We start from the raw sequence: 19,643 nt of genomic DNA, 5'->3' as shown, positions 1-19,643 counted from the left end.
CCTATTTGCGGACCTTGCGCGTGCCGTCGTCAGCGTCGCGCGGCGGCGTGGGCGGCGGCGGCGGTGTCGTCAACGGCACGGGGGGCACGCCGGGGCCGAGCGGAATCGGGAAGCTCGACATCTCGATCGTTTCGGGACCGATGAGGATGTACGACGCCCCGGCTCGCAGCGCGATGGTCGCGCTCGACTCGATCTCGACCGCCACGCCCGCCTTGATCTGCACCGCCACGCCCGCGTTGAGCGCATAGGCTTCGCCGACGAACTGGTTGTGCGTGGTCATGGTCGCGGCCGACACGCTGCCGAGCACGCTGGACTTGCTGCTGCCGCGCACCGTGTCGTTGCGCGTGCCGCGCGTCTCGCGGAATTCGTTGCCATCGATGCGCACGTGGCGCTCGCCGGATACATTCATCAGCGCGTCGTGCCGGACCCAGGTCTCGTGATCGCGCTCGGCGTGGAAGAACAACTGTTCGTCGCCCTTGCGGTCGTCGAAGCGCACCTCGTTGTAGCCATTGCCGCCCTTGGTGGACTGGCTCTTCATCGTCGATACCGCGCTCCCGGCCGGCAACTCGTAGGGCGGCATGTTCGTCGAGTTGTAAACCGCGCCCGTGATGACCGGCCGGTCCGGATCGCCCTCGATAAACTCGACCAGCACCTCCTGCCCGACGCGCGGCAGGAACATCGCGCCCCAGCGCCGGTTCGCCCAGCTTTGCGCGACGCGCACCCAGCACCGGTCGAGCCGGTTCGCGCCGTCCGGCTGCGTGAGCTGCTCCCAGTGAAACTGCACCTTCACACGGCCGTACTGGTCGGTGAGAATCTCCTCGCCCGGCGGACCGATCACGACAGCCGTCTGCGGGCCGCCCACGCGCGGAACCGTCGTGGTCTTCGCCGTGCGGAACGTGTTGTCGCTGCGAATCGCGCGGAAGCTGCAATCGAAAATGGGCAGCGTGGAATCGCTTGTCGACACATACGCGTCGGAGACGATTTCCGCGCGATTCTCGATCACGAGGTACTGCCGGTTCTGCGCGCCGCCCGGATGATCCCGCAGCCGGAACAGTCCGCCCGCCGCCATGCCGCGCGACGTGGAGCGCCCTTCGATGGCATCGTTCTGCGCCTGATGAATCTCGACGTTGACGCGGGCAAGCCGTTCTCCGTCGCCCGCCTTGACGTGCCCCGTCAGGTGCTCCTGCATCAGATAGCGCGGCGGATCGAAGGGCGCGCTGCGCGTTGCGCGCGCGACCATCCCTTCGCTGTTGCTGACCGAGGCCTTCTCGAAGTCGTAGTCGTTCACTTCGTAGCGGCCGGTCTGCAGCGTCGCGCCCGACATCCAGCGGTACACGCATTCTTCATCCTGCTCGGGCGTATCCCAGGCCTGAAACGGAATCGACTCGTAGTGCGCGATCGGCCGATGCTCGGCGCTCGAATCCGTGAGTACGAGTGTGTGCTTGCCGCCCGCATGCTCGAAGAAATAGTGGATGCCTTCGCGCTCCAGAAGCCGGCTGACGAAATCGAAATCGGTCTCCCGGTGCTGCACGCAATGCTCGAGCGCCGGATAGCTCGCCGTGCAGGCATTGCGAAAGTCGATGTCGAACGACTCCAGCACCTGCGTGACGATCTGCGGGACCGTGCGCTGATAGAAGAACCGCCGGTGCGACGCCTGCGTGAGCAGCCAGAGCCGCGGGTGCACGACGGCGTCGTAGCGCGCCATGCGGTTGCGGGTGGTGTCGCCTGGCGCGATCAGACGCAGCGTCGTCACGATGCCGTTGAACTGGCGCTCGCCGCCGGCCGGATAGTCGAGCGTGACGGACAGGTTCTCGCCCAGCACCGTGCCGGGGTCGATATCGTTGCGCGTGCTCAGGAACACCAGCTCGAAACGGCTCAGGCGGCCCAGGGCTTCGCTCGCGGACATCCGCAGGAAGATGGCCTCGTCGCCGAGCGGCGCGCACTGCATGCGCACGTGGCGCGTGCTAGTCGAAGGCATAGGTGAACTCCTCTTGCTCGACGCCGACGTGCACGCGCGCGAGCGTGCGGCCGTCCATCACGCGTGTCAGGAACTCTGTGCTGATGCGCGGCAGCACACTGTTGGTGAGAATCGCGTCGATCATGCGGCCGCCGCTTTCGAGGCGCGTGCACCGCAGCGCAATCTGGGCGACGACCGCTTCGTCGTAGGTGAACGGCACGTGGTGCGTGCGCGTTACGCGGTCGGCCACGCGCCCGAGTTGCAGGCGGATGATCGCGCGCAGCATGTCGTCGGAGAGCGGGTAATACGGGATCGTCACCATGCGCCCGAGCAACGCGGGCGGGAACGTGCGCAGCAATTGCGCGTGCAGTTCCTGTTCGATGACGTCCAGCGGCGGCCAATCGTTCGGATCACGGCACAGTTCGGCAATGCAGTCGGTGCCCGCATTCGTGGTCAACAGGATCAGCGTGTTGCGAAAGTCGATGGAACGGCCTTCGCTGTCCTCCATCCGGCCTTTGTCGAAGACCTGAAAGAACAGTTCGTGGACGTCGGGATGCGCCTTCTCGACTTCATCGAGCAACACGACGCTATGCGGGCGGCGGCGCACGGCTTCGGTGAGCACGCCGCCCTCGCCGAAACCGACATAGCCGGGCGGCGCGCCCTTCAACAGCGAGACCGTGTGCGCCTCCTGGTACTCGCTCATGTTGATCGTGATCAGATTCTGCTCGCCGCCGTACAACACCTCGGCCAGCGCCAGCGCGGTCTCGGTCTTGCCGACGCCGGACGTGCCGGCGAGCAGGAATACGCCCACGGGCTTGTCCGGATTGTCCAACCCCGCGCGGGAGGTCTGCACGCGCCGGGCGATCATCTGCGTCGCATGCTGCTGGCCGATGATGCGGCCGTCGAGCAGTTCGTTCAGCCGCAACACGTTGCCTATTTCGTTCTTCAGCATGTTCAGCACGGGCACGCCCGTCCAGTCCTGCACGACCGCCGCGACCGCGTGACGATCGACGCCCGGCAGAATCAGCGGCGCGTCGCCTTGATGCTGCGCGAGGCGCGCCTGCTGCTCCCGCAGCGCGGCGAGATCGGCCTCGGGCGCGCCATCGCGAAGCTGGGCGCGGCGCGCGAGAATGTCCTTCACCATCTCGCGCTCGATGCGCCAGCGCGCGTCAAGTTCGGCGAGGCGCTCCGTTTCGCGCTGCAACGCAGCCGATGCCGCCTCATGACGCGCCGTCGTGTCGATACCAATCGCACTTTCGCGCGCGATCACTTCGAGTTCCGTGTTCAGCGCGTCGATGCGCTTGCGGGCGTCGTCCACTTCCGGCGGCGTGGCGTGCTGGCTGACCGCGACGCGGGCGCATGCTGTATCGAGCAGGCTCACGGACTTGTCGGGCAACTGCCGCGCCGGAAGATACCGATGCGAAAGCCGCACGGCCGCCTCGACGGCCTCGTCGAGAATCTGCACGCCGTGATGCGCCTCCAGCGCAAGCGCGATGCCGCGCATCATCGTGACCGCGCGCGCCTCGTCGGGCTCGCGGACCTGCACGACCTGGAAGCGCCGCGTGAGCGCCGGATCCTTTTCGATGTGCCGCCGATACTCCGACCATGTCGTCGCCGCGATCGTGCGCACGCTGCCGCGCGCGAGCGCCGGCTTCAGCAGGTTCGCGGCGTCGCCCGTGCCGGCCGCGCCGCCCGCGCCGATCAACGTGTGGGCTTCGTCGATGAAGAGAATCACCGCTCGCTCGGCCGATTGCACTTCCTCCAGCACCTGGCGCAAGCGCGCCTCGAACTCGCCCTTCATGCCCGCGCCGGCCTGGAGCAGCGCGACATCGAGCGTGCGCAGCGTCACGTCGCGCAGCGCGGGCGGCACGTCGCCCGCCACGATGCGATGCGCGAGACCTTCCACCACCGCCGTCTTGCCCACACCGGCCTCGCCCGCCAGCAGCGGATTGTTCTGCCGGCGGCGCATGAGAATGTCGATCACCTGACGAATCTCGTCGTCGCGGCCGACGATCGGATCGAGCTTGCCCGCGCGCGCCTGTTCCGTCAGGTCGAGTGTGAAGCGCCGCAAGGCGTCCTGCGTGCCGGGTGGCGTGTCCAACGTGCGCGTCACGGCGGGCTCCTCCAGTGCCGCTTCGGGCGAACCGTCGAGCACGCTGGCGAAATCGTCGGCGAGTTCGTCGACCTTCACACGATCGAATTCGCGCGAGATGCCGCGCAGCGCATTACGCAATGCGGGCGTCTGCAAGGCCCCGATCAGCACATGCGCGCTGCGGACCTTTTGCGCATCGAACAGCAGCGAGCCGTAGACCCAGCCGCGCTCGACGGCCTCCTCCATCTGCGACGAGATATCCGTGATCGACGTCGAGCCGCGCGGCAGACGATCGAGCGCATCGGTCAAATCGCGCGCGAGCACGGCGGTCTCGACGTCGAAATGCCGGATCACGCGATGCAGGTCCGAATCCGGCAACTGCAACAACTGATGCAGCCAATGCACGAACTCCACATACGGATTGCCGCGCAGCCGGCAGAACGTGGTCGCGCTTTCCATCGCGCGAAAGCTGAGCGTGTCGAGTTTGCCGAACATGACGGCGCGGCTGATGTCTGCCATTGAACTAGTCCTTTGCGCGATGTGAAGTGGAGTGTGAGGTGGGTGGTTTGAGCATCAGCTGCCTTGCGTCGGCGGTCGCCGCGCGAGCATGCAGCCAGGTGGTGTAGCCCAGACGCTGACGGCGGCCGAGCGCGAGGCGCGGCACTTCGGATTGACGCAACTGGAGATTGACGTCCCAGTCGAGCGGATCGCGCACGTAGAGACGCAACCAGTCGGTCAGGCGCACGAGGCTCGCGCCACCCGGAAGGAAGCGCTGATAGTCGCGCATGGAGAGCGGCCCGAGCACCACGCGAAACTTGTGTTGCCGGTCGAAGATGCGCGCGCCGAGCATCGTGCCGACACCCAGTCGTGCGCTTTCGTCGCGCGTGCCCAGACGGCTCATCGAATGCGCGGGCAAATTCATCCAGTGGCCGACGTTTTCGAGCACGTCGACCGGCAGACCGAAGAAACGCGCCAGGACGAGCCGCAAACCCGCGGCGTGCCGCGTGCCGCCGGCAAGCAGTCCCGCGAAGTGCAGCTTGGCGAAATCGGGCACGCTGTCGCGCTTGCGCAGCGCGGGCTCGCCGAGACCGAAGGTCGTGCCCACATAAGCGGAAAAACGGTCGCCGTTGTCGCGATCGAGGCTCACGACCGGCTGCGCCACCGCCCACGCGCGATAGAACAACGACGCCATCCGATGATGAAACACGTCGAGAAAGCGCGCGAACGTAGGATCGCCGGCATTGCGCGCACGGTCACGCACGTATTCGGTCAGGTGCGTCGGCATCGGGCCATTCGGTCCAAGCAAGCCCAGGAAATTCACGACGAGTTTCGGCGCAGCCTCGCCCGCGGTCGCGAAATGGCGCAGCGTAGTCGGGAAGAATATCAGTTCGGGCTCCTGTCCGAAGCGCACGGCATCTTCGCGCGGACGCAGCGACGAACCGACGCGCGGCAAGCCCGGATACGCACATTCGACGAGACGTACCGCCTGAAAGAAGTCGAAGCGGTTCGCATCGGCTGAGAAACGATCGAGCAAGGTCAGAGCGTCCGGCATTGCCCGCTCCCTGGCGCCCAGCGCATGAGTTCACCGCGCGTCACACTGGACACGATCGTTTCGGTGAACGAGTTCATCGACACGTACTGCGTGAAAAACTGCGCGAGCACCGCGCCGAACAGGAATGCGCCCGCGCCTTCAAAGCCGCTTTCGTCGAGCAGCACCTCGATCGCGAGGCCGCGGCCGAACACGATCGGCCCTCGCGAAGGCAAGCGCCGCGTGACCGGCGCCGAACGGATGGAGCGCAAGCCGTCGATCTGCCGCGCCGCGGCGCTGTCGCCGGTGGGCGCGTACAGCCCGAGGAGATCGCGCATGGCGCGCGCGCCGCTGCCGTCGGCATCGTCCACGAGCGACGCATAGTTGAGCGACAGATGGCTCAGCAGACGCCAGGCAACCGGCCCTTCCGCATACGACGGCAGCGGACGGCTGGGACCGCCGATGCATCGCACGCTCGACACGGGCGCCTCGAGTTCGAGCGTGAAGTCCGTCTCGCCCTGCCCGCGCGGCATGCTCAGCGTCAGGTCGCGATTCGTGCACAGCACGCTCAAACCCAGTTGCTGAAGGTCCGCCGGATACGGCGCCCCGCGCGTATCGACCAGCGCGAGCCAGGTTTCGCTGCCGGTATAGGACGAGCGGGCGCCACGCTCGTCCCGCTGCGCGGGAAGCAGCCGCTTTTCGCGCCGTACCTGATAGAAGGCGTGTCCCGGCTCGTCGCTTCCCAGATCGCGTGCACGATAGAACGGCTGAAACTCGATCGGCCCGCCGCCGCCCGACCGATAGCCGGTGACGCTTTCCACCCGGTACACCTCGAAGTCCCGCGGGCGCGTGCGATCCACCACGACGTGGTGCTCGAATTGTTCACCCGTGACCGGAATGCGATCGGTGCGACGCGCGAACAGATTGATCGCGGGCGTGCAATGCAGCGCGAAATTGGCCTCGTCGACGATCTGTTCGAGCGCCGGGTCGATCTTCGACAGCAGCACGATCAACTCGATTTCATCACGCTCGCAGCGCTGGAAATGCAGGCGCAAGCCGTCGATGCCGATGAACATGAAGCGTTGCGCGAACGCAAAATACTCCTGCAGCAAGCGATAGCCGGGAAACGACTGCTCGCTCACGGGCAACAAGGCTTCGTCGTCGGAGAATCCGAGGGGGCGCAGGGCCGAGGGCGGCAATACCGCATCGGGCAGCGCCACGCCGAGCGCCGAGCCCAGCAGCAATTCATATAGCCGCGCGGCCAGACCGTCGCCGCCGCGCAGATGGATCGGCAGATGATCGAATGCAAGGTCGCTGAATTTCAGCTTGTTCAGCGCGCGCAGCTTGAGGCGCAGGCCGGCCTTCACGCCCTGCGGCAGCCTTGCGTCGACACCGGGCAGCGTGCCGCTGTGCGTAAAGAGACGCGCCTCGACGAGTTGGATTGGAGACAGCGTGAGCGCGTGCGCGGTGCGGAATTCGCAACGCGTGGAGCGCTCGCCGTCGAGCCTGCCGAACAGCGCCGTGCCGCGCGGAATCACCACGCCGTCGGCAAGCGCGGGATGCGTCATGTCGGGCTGCATTTCGACGATCGTCATTGCCGGCGTGGGCGCGAGGTAATGCGGGTAGACCAGCTCGGCCAGATGCTCCGTGAAACGCGGGAACTCGGCGGCGATCTTCATCTGCACGCGCGCGGCGAGAAAGCCGAAGCCTTCCAGCAGCCGCTCCACGTAGGGATCGGCGCACTCGAAGCCTTCCAGCCCGAGCCGGCTCGCGATCTTCGGAAACGCCTTCGCGAACTCGCCGCCCATCTCGCGGACGTGCTGAAGCTCCTCGCTGTAGTACTGAATCAGGTCCGGGTTCATGGCGTGGGATTTCCTGGTATGGCTTCGATGCAACGACGCGCCGGCGGGGTCACGCGCGCGTCCCTTCCGAGACGTCGACCTTGCCCGCTTCGAGGTCGAGTTCCGTGCGCAGATAGAGGCGCTCCGGCACGGGATGCGCGTGAAGATCGCCTTCGACGATGAACGCAATCGCGTTGTGCTGGCCACTCGTTTCGCCCGTCTGGATCGCGCGAACGCGCAGCGTGCCCGGCAGAATGCGTGGCTCGAATGCGCGGATCGCATCGGCCATCAGGCGTTCGATCCGCGCGACATCGACATTCGACGCGCTCTTGCCCGCGAGGTCGGAAAAGCCGAAATTCAGCACCGACTCCGCGACGCCCGGATAGCGGGCGACGTCCTGCGACGACGCGATACCCTGCGCATTGAGCAGCCAACCGAGGTCGCGCATGACGCTGCGGCGCAGCGAGCGCGCCGAACTCGACCGATGCTCACGCACTTCGCGCGTCGCATCGGGCTCGTGATCGGTCAGCCTCTCCAGCAGCGAAGGCTGCACACGTTCGGCGTTTTTCAGGCGCATAGCCGCTTACGCCGTCGCGTTCGCCGGGATGTTCCACTTGCTCTCGACGACCCCGCCGAGCGCCGAGCCCGAGGTCGGGTCCTGCTGCTGATAGGTCACGTGGAACTTCTCGAAGTTGAGCGTCACGGTTTCGGTGAAGCGGTCCTCGCCATCCGAGCCGCCGGTCGAGTAGTTCGTCACCAGCACCTTCTCCATTTCGATCGTGTAGTACTCGAGCGGCTTCGTGCCGCCGGCCTTGCGCACGGTGAGCTTGCCGGTGGGGAAATGCTTGCCGGTCGAACAGGCCGTGATGATCGACGGCGTGGCCCGGTCGGTGTACTTGGTGACCGACAGATCGTGGACCGCCACCTTGCCGCCTCCGCCGCCCGTGCCGAGGTGCATCGTGCCGGACTGGGAGAGACCCCAGCTCCACGAGAGCACATCGATTTCGTCCTTATGCGTGGAATCGAGCGATTCGCCCTTGACGGTGCCCAGATCCAGAAAAATATCGACTGCCATGGTGTATCCCTATGTAGATGACTGCGGTGAAAAGAATCGTGTGCTCGTGTGCGTCACGCGGCCTTGGCCGACGGCAGCTTCGAGACGAGCCGCAGCGACACGGTCAGCCCTTCGAGCTGATAGTGCGGACGCAGAAAGAATTTCGACGTGTAATAACCCGGATTGCCCTCGACTTCCTCGACCACGACTTCCGCCGCCGCGAGCGGACGACGGGCCTTGGTCTCTTCGGACGAGTTCGCGGGGTCGCCATCGACGTACTGAAGAATCCAGTCCTGCAGCCAGCGCTGCATATCGTCCTTTTCCTTGAAGCTGCCGACCTTGTCGCGCGCGATGCACTTGAGGTAATGCGCGAAACGGCTGCATGCGAACAGGTAAGGCAGCCGCGCGGCCAGATTCGCGTTGGCGGTCGCATCCGGATCTTCATATTCGATCGGTTTGTTCAGCGACTGCGCGCCGATAAAGGCCGCAAAATCCGAGTTCTTCTTGTGAACCAGCGGCATGAAGCCGTTCTTCGCCAACTCCGCTTCGCGCCGGTCGCTGATCGCTATTTCGGTCGGGCATTTCATGTCGACGCCGCCGTCATCGGTGGGGAACGCATGCACCGGCAAGTTCTCCACCGCGCCGCCCGACTCGATGCCGCGAATGCGCGAGCACCAGCCATAGGTCTTGAAAGAGCGATTGATGTTGACCGCCATTGCATACGCGGCGTTCGACCACGCGTACCGGGACGCATCGGTGCCGGCGGTGTCTTCCTCGAAGTCGAATTCCTCGACCGGGCTCGTCTTGGCCCCATACGGCAGGCGCGCAAGAAAGCGCGGCATGGCGAGGCCGATATAGCGCGAATCTTCGGAGTCGCGCAGCGAGCGCCATGCGGCGTGCTCGGGCGTCTGGAATATCTTCGTCAGATCGCGCGGATTCGCCAGCTCCTGCCAGGAATCCATCAGCATCACCGCAGGGTCAGCGCCCGCGATGAACGGTGCATGCGCCGCCGCGGAAATCTTGCCCATCTGGGTCAGAAAATCGACATCGGGGCTGCTATTGTCGAAGTAGTAGTCCGCCACCAGCGCGCCGTATGGCTCGCCGCCGAACTGGCCGTACTCCTCTTCGTAGAGCTTCTTGAAGAGCGGGCTCTGATCCCACGCGACGCCTTTGTATTTGCGCAACGAGCGATGCAGATCGGACTTCGAGATGTTCATTACCCGCAGCTTCAGGCTTTCGTCGCTTTCCGTATTCGTGACCAGATAGTGCAGACCGCGCCATGCGCTCTCCAGCTTCTGGAATTGATCGGTGTGCAGGATCACGTTGATCTGCGCGCTGAGCTTTTCATCGATTTTCGCAATCAACGATTCGATGCTCGCAAGCGCATCGTCCGACACGCGCTGGGTGTCGAGCAATGCCTGTTCCGCCAGCGTGCGCACCGCGTTCTCGACGGCCTCGCGGGCCTTGTCGGTGCGCGGGCGAAACGCCTTTTGCAGCAGCTTCTGAAACTCGCCGGATGAACTGGTGTCGTCGACCTGCTGCTCGGCCGGCTGCTGCGTGCTCGTGGATTGCTCCAGGTTGGTATCTGCCATGGTGGCTCCTTTATTCCGAATCGTCGGTTTGGCTCGTTTGCGGCTTGGGCGCGGCGGCGAGCGCGCTCAACAGCGCCGGGTCTTCGAGCAACTGGCCGACGAGTTTTTCGGCGTCGGTCTTGCCATCCATGTAGGTGAGCAGGTTCTGCAGCTGGCTGCGCGCCTCGAGCAGCTTCGCGAGCGGCTCGACCTTGCGGGCGATCGCAGCCGGCGAGAAGTCGTCCATGCTCTCGAAGGTCATGTCCACGCCGATCTTTCCTTCGCCCGTCAGCGTGTTGTCGACGTGCATCGCGACGCGCGGCTTCATCGAGCGCAGTCGCTCGTCGAAGTTATCGATATCGATCTCGACGAACTTGCGCTCGGTAACCGGCGGCAGCGGCTCTTGCGTCTGACCCGACAGGTCCGACAGCACGCCCATCACGAAAGGCAGATTGACCTTCTTCTCCGAGCCATAGACTTCGACGTCGTATTCGATCTGCACGCGCGGCGCACGATTGCGCGCAATGAACTTCTGACTGCTTTCCTTGGCCATCCTGTGATCCTCCTCAGTGAAAACAATGTGATGCGACGCGATTCGAATCAGGTGGCCGGCAAATCGGCGGCCGCCGTTCCAATCACCTGAGTCAATTGCGCGAGCCCTTCCGGCGCGAGTTCCTTGAGCAGATCGACGAACGACTTGTCGATCAGGCCGCGCGCACGTGCGAGCAGGAGCGGCACCGGGCTCGCGGGCTCGTGCCTGGCGTAATACGTGCACAGGCGATCCAGCGTCGCCGCGACGTCGGCGCGGCTCGAGATAACGTCACCGACCGCCGCGGACCTCGTTTCGGTTGCGCGATCGTCCGCCGGCGCGGCTGGCTCCGCCGCAATGCCCTGCTCCTTCAGGCATCCGCCCAGCAGTGCTCCCGCCCGGCGAAGCAAGGTCTTGAGCGCGTGCAGTTCGAGCGCCTGCGTCACGCCCACGCGCTCCGTCAACACGCGTTCGAGCGCCTCGGCGTTGGCGAGCGCCATGTCGGATGCGGTCTTCGCGCGCAGCGCCGCTTCCGGCGACGAGGCCGTGGCGGCTTCGATCTCCGCAAGGCTCATGACCCCACGGCCGTCGGGGGCAACGGTCTCGCCATTCGCATACGACCACTCGCGCAAGGTGACAGGCACGTCATGCGGCACGAGCCGGCAATCCATGAGCTCGGCGAGCAGACCGGCTGCATCCACGAATGCGGCGAGTGCGTTGATCCGCACGGTGGGATCGTTGCCGTCGCTCGCGTCGAGTTGCGGATGGACGTGATCCCAGTTGCGATCGAGAAGCGCCGCGGCAAGCGTGAGGCCATCCGCGAGCCCGGCAATACCCTCGTGAGCAAGCCGCGCTCGCGCAAGCCACGCGACCACGCGCAGGTCTCGCGTGCGCGCCATCAACTCGACGCACAAGGCGTCCGCCGCCACCCAGTCGGGCGGTACGGCGGCGACGAGCGTGGCGCCATATTCCGCTTCAGGACGTCCGCCGACGGCTTCCTCGAGTTCGCGGAATCGCGGGTCGTATTCGAGATCAGGGCCGCACGGCGCTTCATCCGACAGCCTGTCCAGCCATTCCGTCCAATCCTGATGAGCGATGAATTCAGTTTTCATGGTCTGCGTTGTGCGTTGAACCCAGGCGGTCCGTTCATTTGCCTCTTGCTTCAGAAAACACGCGAACGGCCCCTCTATTCCATCGACTTTTAAACTGTAGTAATCCGAATTAATTTGACCGGTCACCATGCGCGAGGGGCCAACGTCTTCCGCCGCTTGCTACTTGAAAAAAGTATAAGTGGCGATGTACGGCGAGTTGCCCGCCGCGTGTTCGACGGTGCAAGGCGCTGTTGGCGCCGCGCCGCCTGCGGTCATCGTGCGTTGCACGTAGCGCACCTCGCTCAACATGCCCTTCGCGCCCGTCGAACGTGTTTCCAGCAGGAGCTGCGGCACGCCATTCGGCGTGTCGCTCGGCATCTGCGCGAGAACATGGCCCACGATCCGGCTGCCGTCGCGGGCTTCCCAGGACGGTCCCGCCGAATGCTCGATCACCGCGGCCCCGCTGGAGTCAAACAACGTGGCGCGCGGACTGCGGAACACCCAGCCGAGCGTGTGCTTCGCATCGTATTCACACGAGTAAATCTGCACGCCGGATGCGGTCGCGCTCAGGAGCGCTCGCGCATCGGGTGGGTCGATCGGCGCGGCGCCGGCTGACGTGCCGACTACCGCCAACAACCATACGGCGCTGATCGAATGGCGCGTTCTGCGTGACAAGCGAATCATGGCGATGCTCCTTGTTGACCCGATATGATGAAAGCCTGCAACCGCCCCTCGTCAGACGCGGTCGAGATTGGCCGAGGCGAACGCCCAGTTCAGGTGGCGCGAGACCGTTGCAACGAGATAGTCCGGCCGGCGGTTCTGGTAGTCCAGGTAGTACGCGTGCTCCCATACATCGACGGTGAGCAGCGGCACGAGTCCGCGCGTGAACGGCGTCTCCGCGTTGCTCGTCTTGACGACCGCGAGTTCTCCGCGATCGAGCACGAGCCATCCCCAGCCACTGCCGAACTGCGAGGCCGAAGTCGCAACGAGCGTCTTGCCGAGCGCATCGACGGAACCGAACTTGCGCACGATCGCCGCCTGAAGCTTCGCGCTCGGCGCGCTCGGCGCCGGGCTCAGCGAGTTCCAGTAGAAGTTGTGGTTCCATGCTTGCGCGGCGTTGTTGAAGACGTCGGCGAGCGCGGGCTGGTCATGCGACTGCATGATGACCTGCTCGAGCGATGCCTGTTCGAGCGGCGTGCCGGCAAGGAGCTTGTGCAGATTGTCGAAATACGCCCGGTGGTGCTTGCCGTGATGAATGCCGATGGTGCGCGCCGAAATGGTCGGTTCGAGCGCATTGTCGGCCCATGGCAGGGCCGGCAGCGTTTGCGGCGACGAGCCGAGAAATGCCGGAACGACACTCGTCGCCATGCTTGCGGCGGGCTCGGCGTCGGGAGTGGTCGCGCCGGACGCAAGCTTCGAGAACAGCACGCCGAATGAGGCCATGGACCCCGCCGCCATCAGACGCCGCCGGGAAATGAAGGAGTTGAGCATGTTTGAGCCTGTTGTTGTGTGGGCGACCAGTTCACCCGGTCTGCTGACACAACACCTCGTCATTGCGATCTATTCCACGCCGCTTTGAAATCTCCGCGCGCGGCTGCCGGCGGGATAACAGTCGTTACCTGACTATTCCTTGCACGTGAAGAAACCGCCAGCCGGAGATGCGATGAAAGCGAGAATGACCATTGAAAAATGGTCGATTCCCTACGAAAAAATTACGACGGTCGGAGGGCGCCCGTTTCGACTGCGGCCGGCACGCGTGTCGATGGATGGGCGCATCCGTTATCCCCTGTCCAATGCTCAACTGGAATTGCGCGCAACGCGAGTATTGCAGCAAGAAACGGAAGGCGGCCGACTGCTTGCGCCCATATTGTTCAGGCAGAGGGAAGCGATTGCGTTTTCCTCGTTCAACCACAGTCAATGAGGAATTCACCATGTCCAAAGAAGATGACAACAAGGCCGTCGTAGGCCGCTGGTTTACCGATTTCTGGGGCAAGACCTGCAACCTCGGCATCGTCGACGAACTCGCCGCTCCTGACATGCTTCTTCAATACTCGCTGCACGAGCCGCGCCGTGGCCGCGAAGACATCAAGGCCTTCATGACCGGGTTCCGCGAAGCGTTCCCGGACCTCAACTTCTGGGGCGCGGCCGATCTCATTGCCGAAGGGGACTATGTCGTGGGCCGTTGGGAGGGTGGCGGCACGCATACCGGTCCGGCATTCCGCGATTTCCTCGTCGGCTCGTTGCCTGCGGCGACCGGCCGGACCATGCGCTTCACCGGCACGACCGTGTTGCGGCTCAAGGACGGCATGATCGTCGAAGAAATCGGCCTGGACGATGGCGTCACCGCCCTGCAGCAACTCGGACTCATCAAGCCAGTGTGATCGAAGACGCGGCGCTGCCGGTATCTCTCGACGTCGCCGTGTGCCGATAACGGGCGTCGACCGTGAATGTCAACCTTGAGTTTGCGGCGCAGTCATTCAACGCGACGACGTTGACCTTTGCTTCGATTGACTGCGCCATAATGCAATCAAAGTCCGATCAACCAGCTAAAGTCTGCCACCGGCAACAAGCAAACCCATGAGCCGTGCAAGAAGGATAAACTGGTCGGCCGAAAAGTCACTGCTCAGGCTGAAACGTCGGCTCCAGCATCGCTGCAAAACGCACGATGGAAGAACAACAAACCACGATTGTGAGGTCTCTCATGAAAACGGCGGTCAAGGTATTCCTGCTCGGCATGGTTGTCTATCCGATGGTCTGTTCTGCTCAAGCAAACGGCTGCGATGCGAAGCGCAGTTCGATCGAAAAAGAAATCGCCTACGCGCAAACGCACGGCAATGCGAAGCGCGTCGATGGTCTGGAAACCGCCCTCGCCCAAATGAATGCGAACTGCACGGATGCCGTGCTGCGCAGCGAGGCGCAACGCAAGGTGGCCGCGTCGCAAAAGAAACTGGCTGAACGCGAGCACGACCTGCAGGAAGCGAAGGCCAACGGCAAGAGCGCGAAGAAAATCGCCGAGCGGCAACGCAAGGTCGATGAGGCGCATGCGGAGCTTGAACGGGTGCAGCTGGAAGCGTCGCAGTAAGCCGACATGCTCGGCACCGTCTACAGAGTGGTCGTCTTATCGCTCACCCGGCCGGGCCTCACGCCGCATCTCTCGCGGCGGCACGCCAAACCCGCGCATGAACACTTCGCGCATATGCCGGCGATCGCGAAACCCCGTCTCTTTCGCGATCACCTCCAGCGAGTGCCGGCTCTTTTCGATCATCAACCGCGCGGCTTCGAGCCGCAGCCCCTCGATCGCCTTGGCAGGCGACTGTCCCGTCTCCAGGGTGAACACCCGGCTGAACTGCCGCGGGCTTAGGTGCGCCTGACTCGCGAGTTCCTCGACGGTGAGCGGCCGGCTGAGATGCTTGCGCGCATAGTTGAGCGCGTCCTGGATGCGGTCGGACCTGGGTGCGAGATCGAGCATTTCCGAATGCTGCGACTGGCCACCCGAGCGCCGCTGATGCATCACCAGCTTGTGCGCGACTGAACGCGCGATATCGGCGCCGAGGTCCTTCTCGACCATCCCGAGTGCGAGATCGAGTCCAGCAGTCATGCCGGCCGAGGTCCAGATCGGGCCATCGACCACGTAGATGCGATCTTCGTCGAGCTGGATGTCCGGAAACCGGCCCATCATCTCGCGGGCATACGCCCAATGCGTGGTCGCGCGCCGGTTCGCGAGCAGCCCTGCTTCGGCCAGTACGAAACCACCTGTGCAGATGCCCGCGATGCGCCGCGCGCGCATCGCCGCCTTGCGCAGGAACTTGAGCACTTCGGCAGACGGCGGCGCGGTGAGCGGGTTGTTGACGCCCGCGGCGATCCACGTGTCGATCGCCATGCGCCCGCCAAGCGGCCGCGTGCCCACCGCCATGCCGAGCGACGAACGCACCTCGCCACCCGCTACCGAAAAGTTCTCGATGCTGTAGAAGGTTTCGCCCGCCGCAATGTTCGCGTACTCGAAAACCGACTGCGATGCGAGCGCCATCACCTGAAAACGATCGCCCAGCAAATATCCGATCCGGTGCATGGCGGCCTCCGCGCTTCGTCAAGTCAAACATCCGATGAATTCGATGTCCTTAATCATGACCCTATCCGTCATTTGAGCCACCGTCAATCCGTACCACAATGGTCTTACGCACATTGTGCACAGTTGCAAATTGCGCACTTTTATTCAAGGAGACATCCCCATGCCCATGGTTTCGACGGCGCCAATCCGGCGCGGCTCGTTCGCCACTTCAGCCGCCGCCCTCGCGCTTTCCGTGGCCGCAGCCTTCAGCTTCACCGAGCCGGCTTCGGCCGCGGATCAGCCTTCCGCGAGCCCGCGCGTCGCGGCTGAAGACGACTCGATCCGCCCGTTCCACATCCATGTCCCGGACGACACGCTCGTCGACCTCCGCCACCGCATTGCGGCGACGCGGTGGCCCGACAAGGAGACGGTTGTCGATCAATCGCAAGGCGTGCAGGAAGCCAGAATTCAGGCGCTGGTGCAGCACTGGGGGACGAACTACGACTGGCGCAAGGCGGAGGCCAGGCTGAATGCCTTGCCGATGTTCGTGACCACGATCGACGGCGTGGATATCCAGTTCATCCACGTGAAATCGCGCAATCCGCACGCGCTGCCGTTGATCATCACCCACGGCTGGCCAGGCTCGCCGCTAGAGATCGAAAAGGCCATCGGTCCGCTGACCGATCCAACCGCTCACGGCGGCCGTGCGGAGGACGCCTTCGATGTCGTCATTCCCTCAATGCCGGGCTACGGCTTTTCCGGCAAACCCACGGGCGTCGGCTGGGGTCCGGATCACATCGCGCGGGCGTGGGACGTCCTGATGAAGCGCCTCGGCTACAAGCAGTACGTGTCTCAAGGCGGCGACTGGGGTTCCGTGATCGCGGATGCGATGGGGCGTCAGGCTCCCGCGGGCCTGCTCGGCATTCACGTCAACATGCCCGCGACGGTGCCGCCGGATGTCGCGAAGGCGCTCAACAGCGGCGAGCTGGCGCCGGCCGGGCTGTCGAATGGGGAGAAGGCGGCGTACCAATCGCTCGCCAACTTGTACAAAAAGGGTGGCGGGTATGCCGCCATGATGGTCACGCGCCCGCAAACCGAGGGCTACGGCCTGGCTGATTCGCCCGCGGGCCAGGCCGCCTGGATGTACGACAAATTCGCGGCGTGGACCTATAGCGGCGGCGATCCCGAGCGCTCGCTCACCAAGGACGAGATGCTCGACGACATCACGCTGTACTGGGTCACGAACACGTCGACCTCATCGGCGCGGCTTTACTGGGAGAACAACAATAACAACTTCAACGCGCTGGAACAGCGTACCGCTGAGATATCGGTTCCGGTTGCCGTCACGGTTTTTCCCGGCGAGATCTATCGGGCGCCGCGAAGCTGGACCGAGCGCGCCTATCCCAAGCTCACTTATTTCCATGAGGTGAACAAGGGCGGTCACTTCGCTGCATGGGAACAGCCGCAACTCTTCACCGAGGAGCTTCGCGCGGCGTTCAGACCGCTGCGGCAATATCAATGATGTCCCGCCGGTTGCCGCCGCACGCGAATGCACGGCGGCAACCGGCGGCAAGAGCCGGCCTGGCGAAACGCACACGCGCCCGATCACACCTCGCCGCTGACCACCGCGGCATTAAGCGCCAACGAGAGCGCGCCAACCAGGACAAGACTCAACGCCCAGACCGCATCCAGATTGAACCAGCTCCGCGACACGAACTTCAACCCCAGGTAGCGGTAGACCAGCCAGGCCAGAAGCCCACCGGCAACCATCATCGCGCACGCATGCACACCCGAGACAAGCAGCGCCATCCCCAGATTCGCTTCGATCAGGGTCTGCGCGGCCCGATGTCCTCGATCCATGTCGTAAGCGCTGCACAGTCCGAGGTAGATCGGTACGAGCATCAGTCCCGCACCGTGCGCAATGGCAACGGCGAACGACCACAGCGCGAGCCGTGACGGCGGAATCCGCACGAGGACACGCGGATGACGTCGCCGGATCAGCAGGACAACGCCAAAGCCGATCACGAGCACGCTGGCGCCGATCTGGATCTCGCGCTGCCAGGCAAGCAGGATGGCCAGCATGGCGAACGGCAGCATCACCAATAACACCGCCAGCACGTGTCCAACCGCAAGATAGATGAGCGCGCTGAACAGCGCCCGCGCGCGCCGCTCCATCAAGCCGCTCGACACGGCGAGCGGCCATCCCATCGCCGGGTTGATCCCGTGATAGAGACCGCTCGCCAGAATGGCCAACCACAGGCCGGTCTGCGACCAGCCTCCCCCGATCAAACGCCCACCGACGGGTAACAGAACGAATCGGTCGAGCAGTCTCCGCCTTCGAGCCGGATCTGGTGGGCCCGGTATCCGTCTGGAAACGACACCCAATAGTCATCGGCCAACGCGAGCCCCCCACCGGGCTCGGCCCGCGCCATGACCTGCGCACCCGGCACGCCGTCCGGATAGAACTGGTTGTCCCACGTCGAATAGAGCGAGTTGGTCCAGTAGACCCGCTTGCCGTCGCGGCTGATCTCGACCATCTGCGGACCACCCGCGAAGGTCTTGCCGTTCGGATGCGGCGTGCGCCGCACGATCCCGCCGATGTGAACCGATCCCGTGAGCTTCGGCTTGCGCGGTTCCGTCACGTCGTACTGGCGCATCTCACCGGTGCCCCAACAGGCGACATAGAGGAATTTGTCGTCGATGGAGAGATCGATGTCGGTGACGAGCGGCGGCACCGCGCCGAAACCCTGCAGCAGCGGCGGCAACTGTTCGGTGGCCGCGGGTTCGGGCGGAATGGTGGCGGTCTTCTCGATGTGAAACTCGCCCCCTTCGCGCCACCACGTCCAGATCGACCCTTCCAGGTTCGTCGTATCGACCACGACGCCGATGAAGCCGTACTCCCGGCTTGGATCGTGCGCGGGCCGCACTTCTAGCGCCATCTGATGGTTCGCGCCGAGGTCAAGCGTCTGCACGTTGCGCCGGCCCCGCAAGTCCCAGAAGTGGATGCGGTGCCCGTATTTGTTCGACAGCAGATCCTCGGGGACGATGCCGTTCTCGAATTGCGGCGGCAACGCCCATTCGCTCGACACCATATAGTCGCGCGGCAGGTTCCACCAGAAATCGTAGTGCTTCTCCTGCATCCCGCGGTCGATCTCCCAGCGGCCCAGGACCTCGAACGTTTCGCAGTCCATGATGAAGATGCCCGGCGGCCCGTCGGTGCCATCTTTCCCTGCGCCGCCGAGCGTGCTGACGTAAATCCCTTCCGGCCCGCAGTGAACCGTGTGCGGGCGCGAGTAGCCCGTTTTGCGGAAAATCTCCTCGGGCTCGATGATCTTGTGAATCTTCGCCTGGGTCGGATGCGGATGGGTGTCGACGATGTAAATGCGTGAAGAACGCATGCCCGGAATGATCAGATAGCGTCGCTCGAGGAATGCGTGGCCGGTCAGCGGCGAGAGCGACGACGAACAGGCATTCCAGCCGAAATGATGGAATTCGTCCCCCTTGTACGGCACCGGCACGGTGTGAACCACCTGGCTGTAAGTGGGCGAACCGGGCTTCACGTCGATGACGGCGAGCGCGTCGGGCTGCGAGAAATCGGGGCTGAGAAGCACGGTGTAGGCGTACTCCTCCGCGGGCGCATCCATCGCGAGTTTCGGTGATGCATGGAACGTGGGATCTGGGCGCATACCCATGGCGGGAGTCTCCTTGTCTATCTGATTCGGGGCCAGGGCTTTTGCGTATTCACCGTCACGGACGGCCCGCTTGCCTTGTTACGAAACATCGTGTGTCAATGAGAAGCACGGCCCGATGGTGGCGAACCGTGGCGCACCCTTAGATTTGTAGTTCACGGCGGCAGCGACAGCAACCGGGAGTTTCGTCAGGTTTTGTGCAGCGCACCTTTCGTCATACTTAGGCGCCTTCTACACTAGAGT

At 64.2% G+C, this 19,643-nt stretch carries 18 protein-coding genes; 4 read left to right on the top strand and 14 right to left on the bottom strand.

Annotation, left to right across the window (positions count from 1 at the left end; genetic code table 11):
* Position 1: 1 nt before the first annotated feature.
* The 11 genes from P0D80_RS06855 to P0D80_RS06805 all read right to left on the bottom strand — a co-directional run bounded on the left by P0D80_RS06855 (position 2) and on the right by P0D80_RS06805 (position 13,154).
* On the bottom strand, positions 2-1,978 hold the full coding sequence (locus P0D80_RS06855) for a type VI secretion system Vgr family protein (protein ID WP_408282327.1): 1,977 nt from the start codon (positions 1,976-1,978) through the stop codon (positions 2-4).
* Positions 1,965-4,568 carry a type VI secretion system ATPase TssH gene (gene tssH / locus P0D80_RS06850; protein ID WP_408282323.1) on the bottom strand — a complete coding sequence of 868 codons (2,604 nt, stop codon included), beginning with the start codon at positions 4,566-4,568 and terminating at the stop codon, positions 1,965-1,967. The genes P0D80_RS06855 and tssH overlap by 14 nt, the downstream gene beginning before the upstream one ends.
* Before the next feature lie 4 nt (positions 4,569-4,572).
* Entirely contained in the window at positions 4,573-5,601 is a 1,029-nt protein-coding gene (tssG, locus tag P0D80_RS06845; RefSeq protein ID WP_408282320.1) for a type VI secretion system baseplate subunit TssG, read from the bottom strand.
* Entirely contained in the window at positions 5,586-7,439 is a 1,854-nt protein-coding gene (gene tssF / locus P0D80_RS06840; RefSeq protein ID WP_408282317.1) for a type VI secretion system baseplate subunit TssF, read from the bottom strand. Before tssF ends, tssG begins: the two co-directional genes overlap by 16 nt.
* A gap of 49 nt (positions 7,440-7,488) precedes the next feature.
* Positions 7,489-7,995 (bottom strand): type VI secretion system baseplate subunit TssE, encoded by a 507-nt coding sequence (tssE, locus tag P0D80_RS06835; protein WP_408176715.1) that lies wholly within the window; start codon positions 7,993-7,995, stop codon positions 7,489-7,491.
* 6 nt (positions 7,996-8,001) lie between these two features.
* The gene (locus P0D80_RS06830; RefSeq protein ID WP_132374464.1) at positions 8,002-8,493 is read right to left on the bottom strand and encodes an Hcp family type VI secretion system effector; all 492 of its coding nucleotides are present in this window, start codon (positions 8,491-8,493) and stop codon (positions 8,002-8,004) included.
* Between the two features lie 53 nt (positions 8,494-8,546).
* Positions 8,547-10,064 carry a type VI secretion system contractile sheath large subunit gene (tssC, locus tag P0D80_RS06825; RefSeq protein ID WP_132374463.1) on the bottom strand — a complete coding sequence of 506 codons (1,518 nt, stop codon included), beginning with the start codon at positions 10,062-10,064 and terminating at the stop codon, positions 8,547-8,549.
* A 10-nt stretch (positions 10,065-10,074) separates the two neighbouring features.
* Entirely contained in the window at positions 10,075-10,596 is a 522-nt protein-coding gene (gene tssB, locus P0D80_RS06820) for a type VI secretion system contractile sheath small subunit (RefSeq protein WP_408176714.1), read from the bottom strand.
* A 47-nt stretch (positions 10,597-10,643) separates the two neighbouring features.
* Positions 10,644-11,684, bottom strand: coding sequence for a type VI secretion system protein TssA (tssA, locus tag P0D80_RS06815; protein WP_408282311.1), 1,041 nt, complete (start codon positions 11,682-11,684; stop codon positions 10,644-10,646).
* Positions 11,685-11,843: 159 nt separating this feature from the next.
* Positions 11,844-12,347 carry a DUF3455 domain-containing protein gene (locus P0D80_RS06810; RefSeq protein ID WP_408282308.1) on the bottom strand — a complete coding sequence of 168 codons (504 nt, stop codon included), beginning with the start codon at positions 12,345-12,347 and terminating at the stop codon, positions 11,844-11,846.
* 51 nt (positions 12,348-12,398) lie between these two features.
* Positions 12,399-13,154, bottom strand: a complete 756-nt coding sequence (locus tag P0D80_RS06805; protein WP_408176710.1) for a superoxide dismutase — start codon at positions 13,152-13,154, stop codon at positions 12,399-12,401.
* A 172-nt stretch (positions 13,155-13,326) separates the two neighbouring features.
* Between P0D80_RS06805 and P0D80_RS06800 the strand changes: the two genes are divergently transcribed.
* From P0D80_RS06800 to P0D80_RS06790, 3 genes are all read left to right on the top strand, one after another.
* On the top strand, positions 13,327-13,584 hold the full coding sequence (locus tag P0D80_RS06800; RefSeq protein WP_408282305.1) for a hypothetical protein: 258 nt from the start codon (positions 13,327-13,329) through the stop codon (positions 13,582-13,584).
* Positions 13,585-13,594: 10 nt separating this feature from the next.
* Positions 13,595-14,044: an ester cyclase gene (locus P0D80_RS06795; protein WP_408282303.1), complete on the top strand. Its 450-nt coding sequence runs from the start codon at positions 13,595-13,597 to the stop codon at positions 14,042-14,044.
* Between the two features lie 320 nt (positions 14,045-14,364).
* Positions 14,365-14,745 carry a DUF1090 domain-containing protein gene (locus P0D80_RS06790; RefSeq protein ID WP_408282301.1) on the top strand — a complete coding sequence of 127 codons (381 nt, stop codon included), beginning with the start codon at positions 14,365-14,367 and terminating at the stop codon, positions 14,743-14,745.
* Between the two features lie 36 nt (positions 14,746-14,781).
* Here P0D80_RS06790 and P0D80_RS06785 read toward each other — a convergent pair whose 3' ends face one another.
* The gene (locus tag P0D80_RS06785) at positions 14,782-15,732 is read right to left on the bottom strand and encodes a GlxA family transcriptional regulator (RefSeq protein WP_408282297.1); all 951 of its coding nucleotides are present in this window, start codon (positions 15,730-15,732) and stop codon (positions 14,782-14,784) included.
* A 160-nt stretch (positions 15,733-15,892) separates the two neighbouring features.
* On the opposite strand from P0D80_RS06785, the gene P0D80_RS06780 reads away from it, so the two are divergent.
* Complete coding sequence (locus P0D80_RS06780) at positions 15,893-17,233, top strand: epoxide hydrolase family protein (protein WP_408282293.1); 1,341 nt, start codon at positions 15,893-15,895, stop codon at positions 17,231-17,233.
* An 83-nt stretch (positions 17,234-17,316) separates the two neighbouring features.
* Here P0D80_RS06780 and P0D80_RS06775 read toward each other — a convergent pair whose 3' ends face one another.
* Together P0D80_RS06775 and P0D80_RS06770 are read right to left on the bottom strand one after the other, a co-directional pair.
* The gene (locus P0D80_RS06775; protein ID WP_408176703.1) at positions 17,317-18,000 is read right to left on the bottom strand and encodes a hypothetical protein; all 684 of its coding nucleotides are present in this window, start codon (positions 17,998-18,000) and stop codon (positions 17,317-17,319) included.
* Positions 17,997-19,403 carry a selenium-binding protein SBP56-related protein gene (locus P0D80_RS06770; RefSeq protein WP_408282290.1) on the bottom strand — a complete coding sequence of 469 codons (1,407 nt, stop codon included), beginning with the start codon at positions 19,401-19,403 and terminating at the stop codon, positions 17,997-17,999. Before P0D80_RS06770 ends, P0D80_RS06775 begins: the two co-directional genes overlap by 4 nt.
* Positions 19,404-19,643 lie beyond the last annotated feature (240 nt).

The sequence above is a fragment of the Paraburkholderia sp. RL17-373-BIF-A genome, assembly GCF_046030175.1.
In the GTDB taxonomy this organism is placed as follows: Bacteria; Pseudomonadota; Gammaproteobacteria; order Burkholderiales; family Burkholderiaceae; genus Paraburkholderia.
Note: the sequence above shows the minus strand (reverse complement) of the source record. Positions and strands in the feature narration are given on the sequence as shown.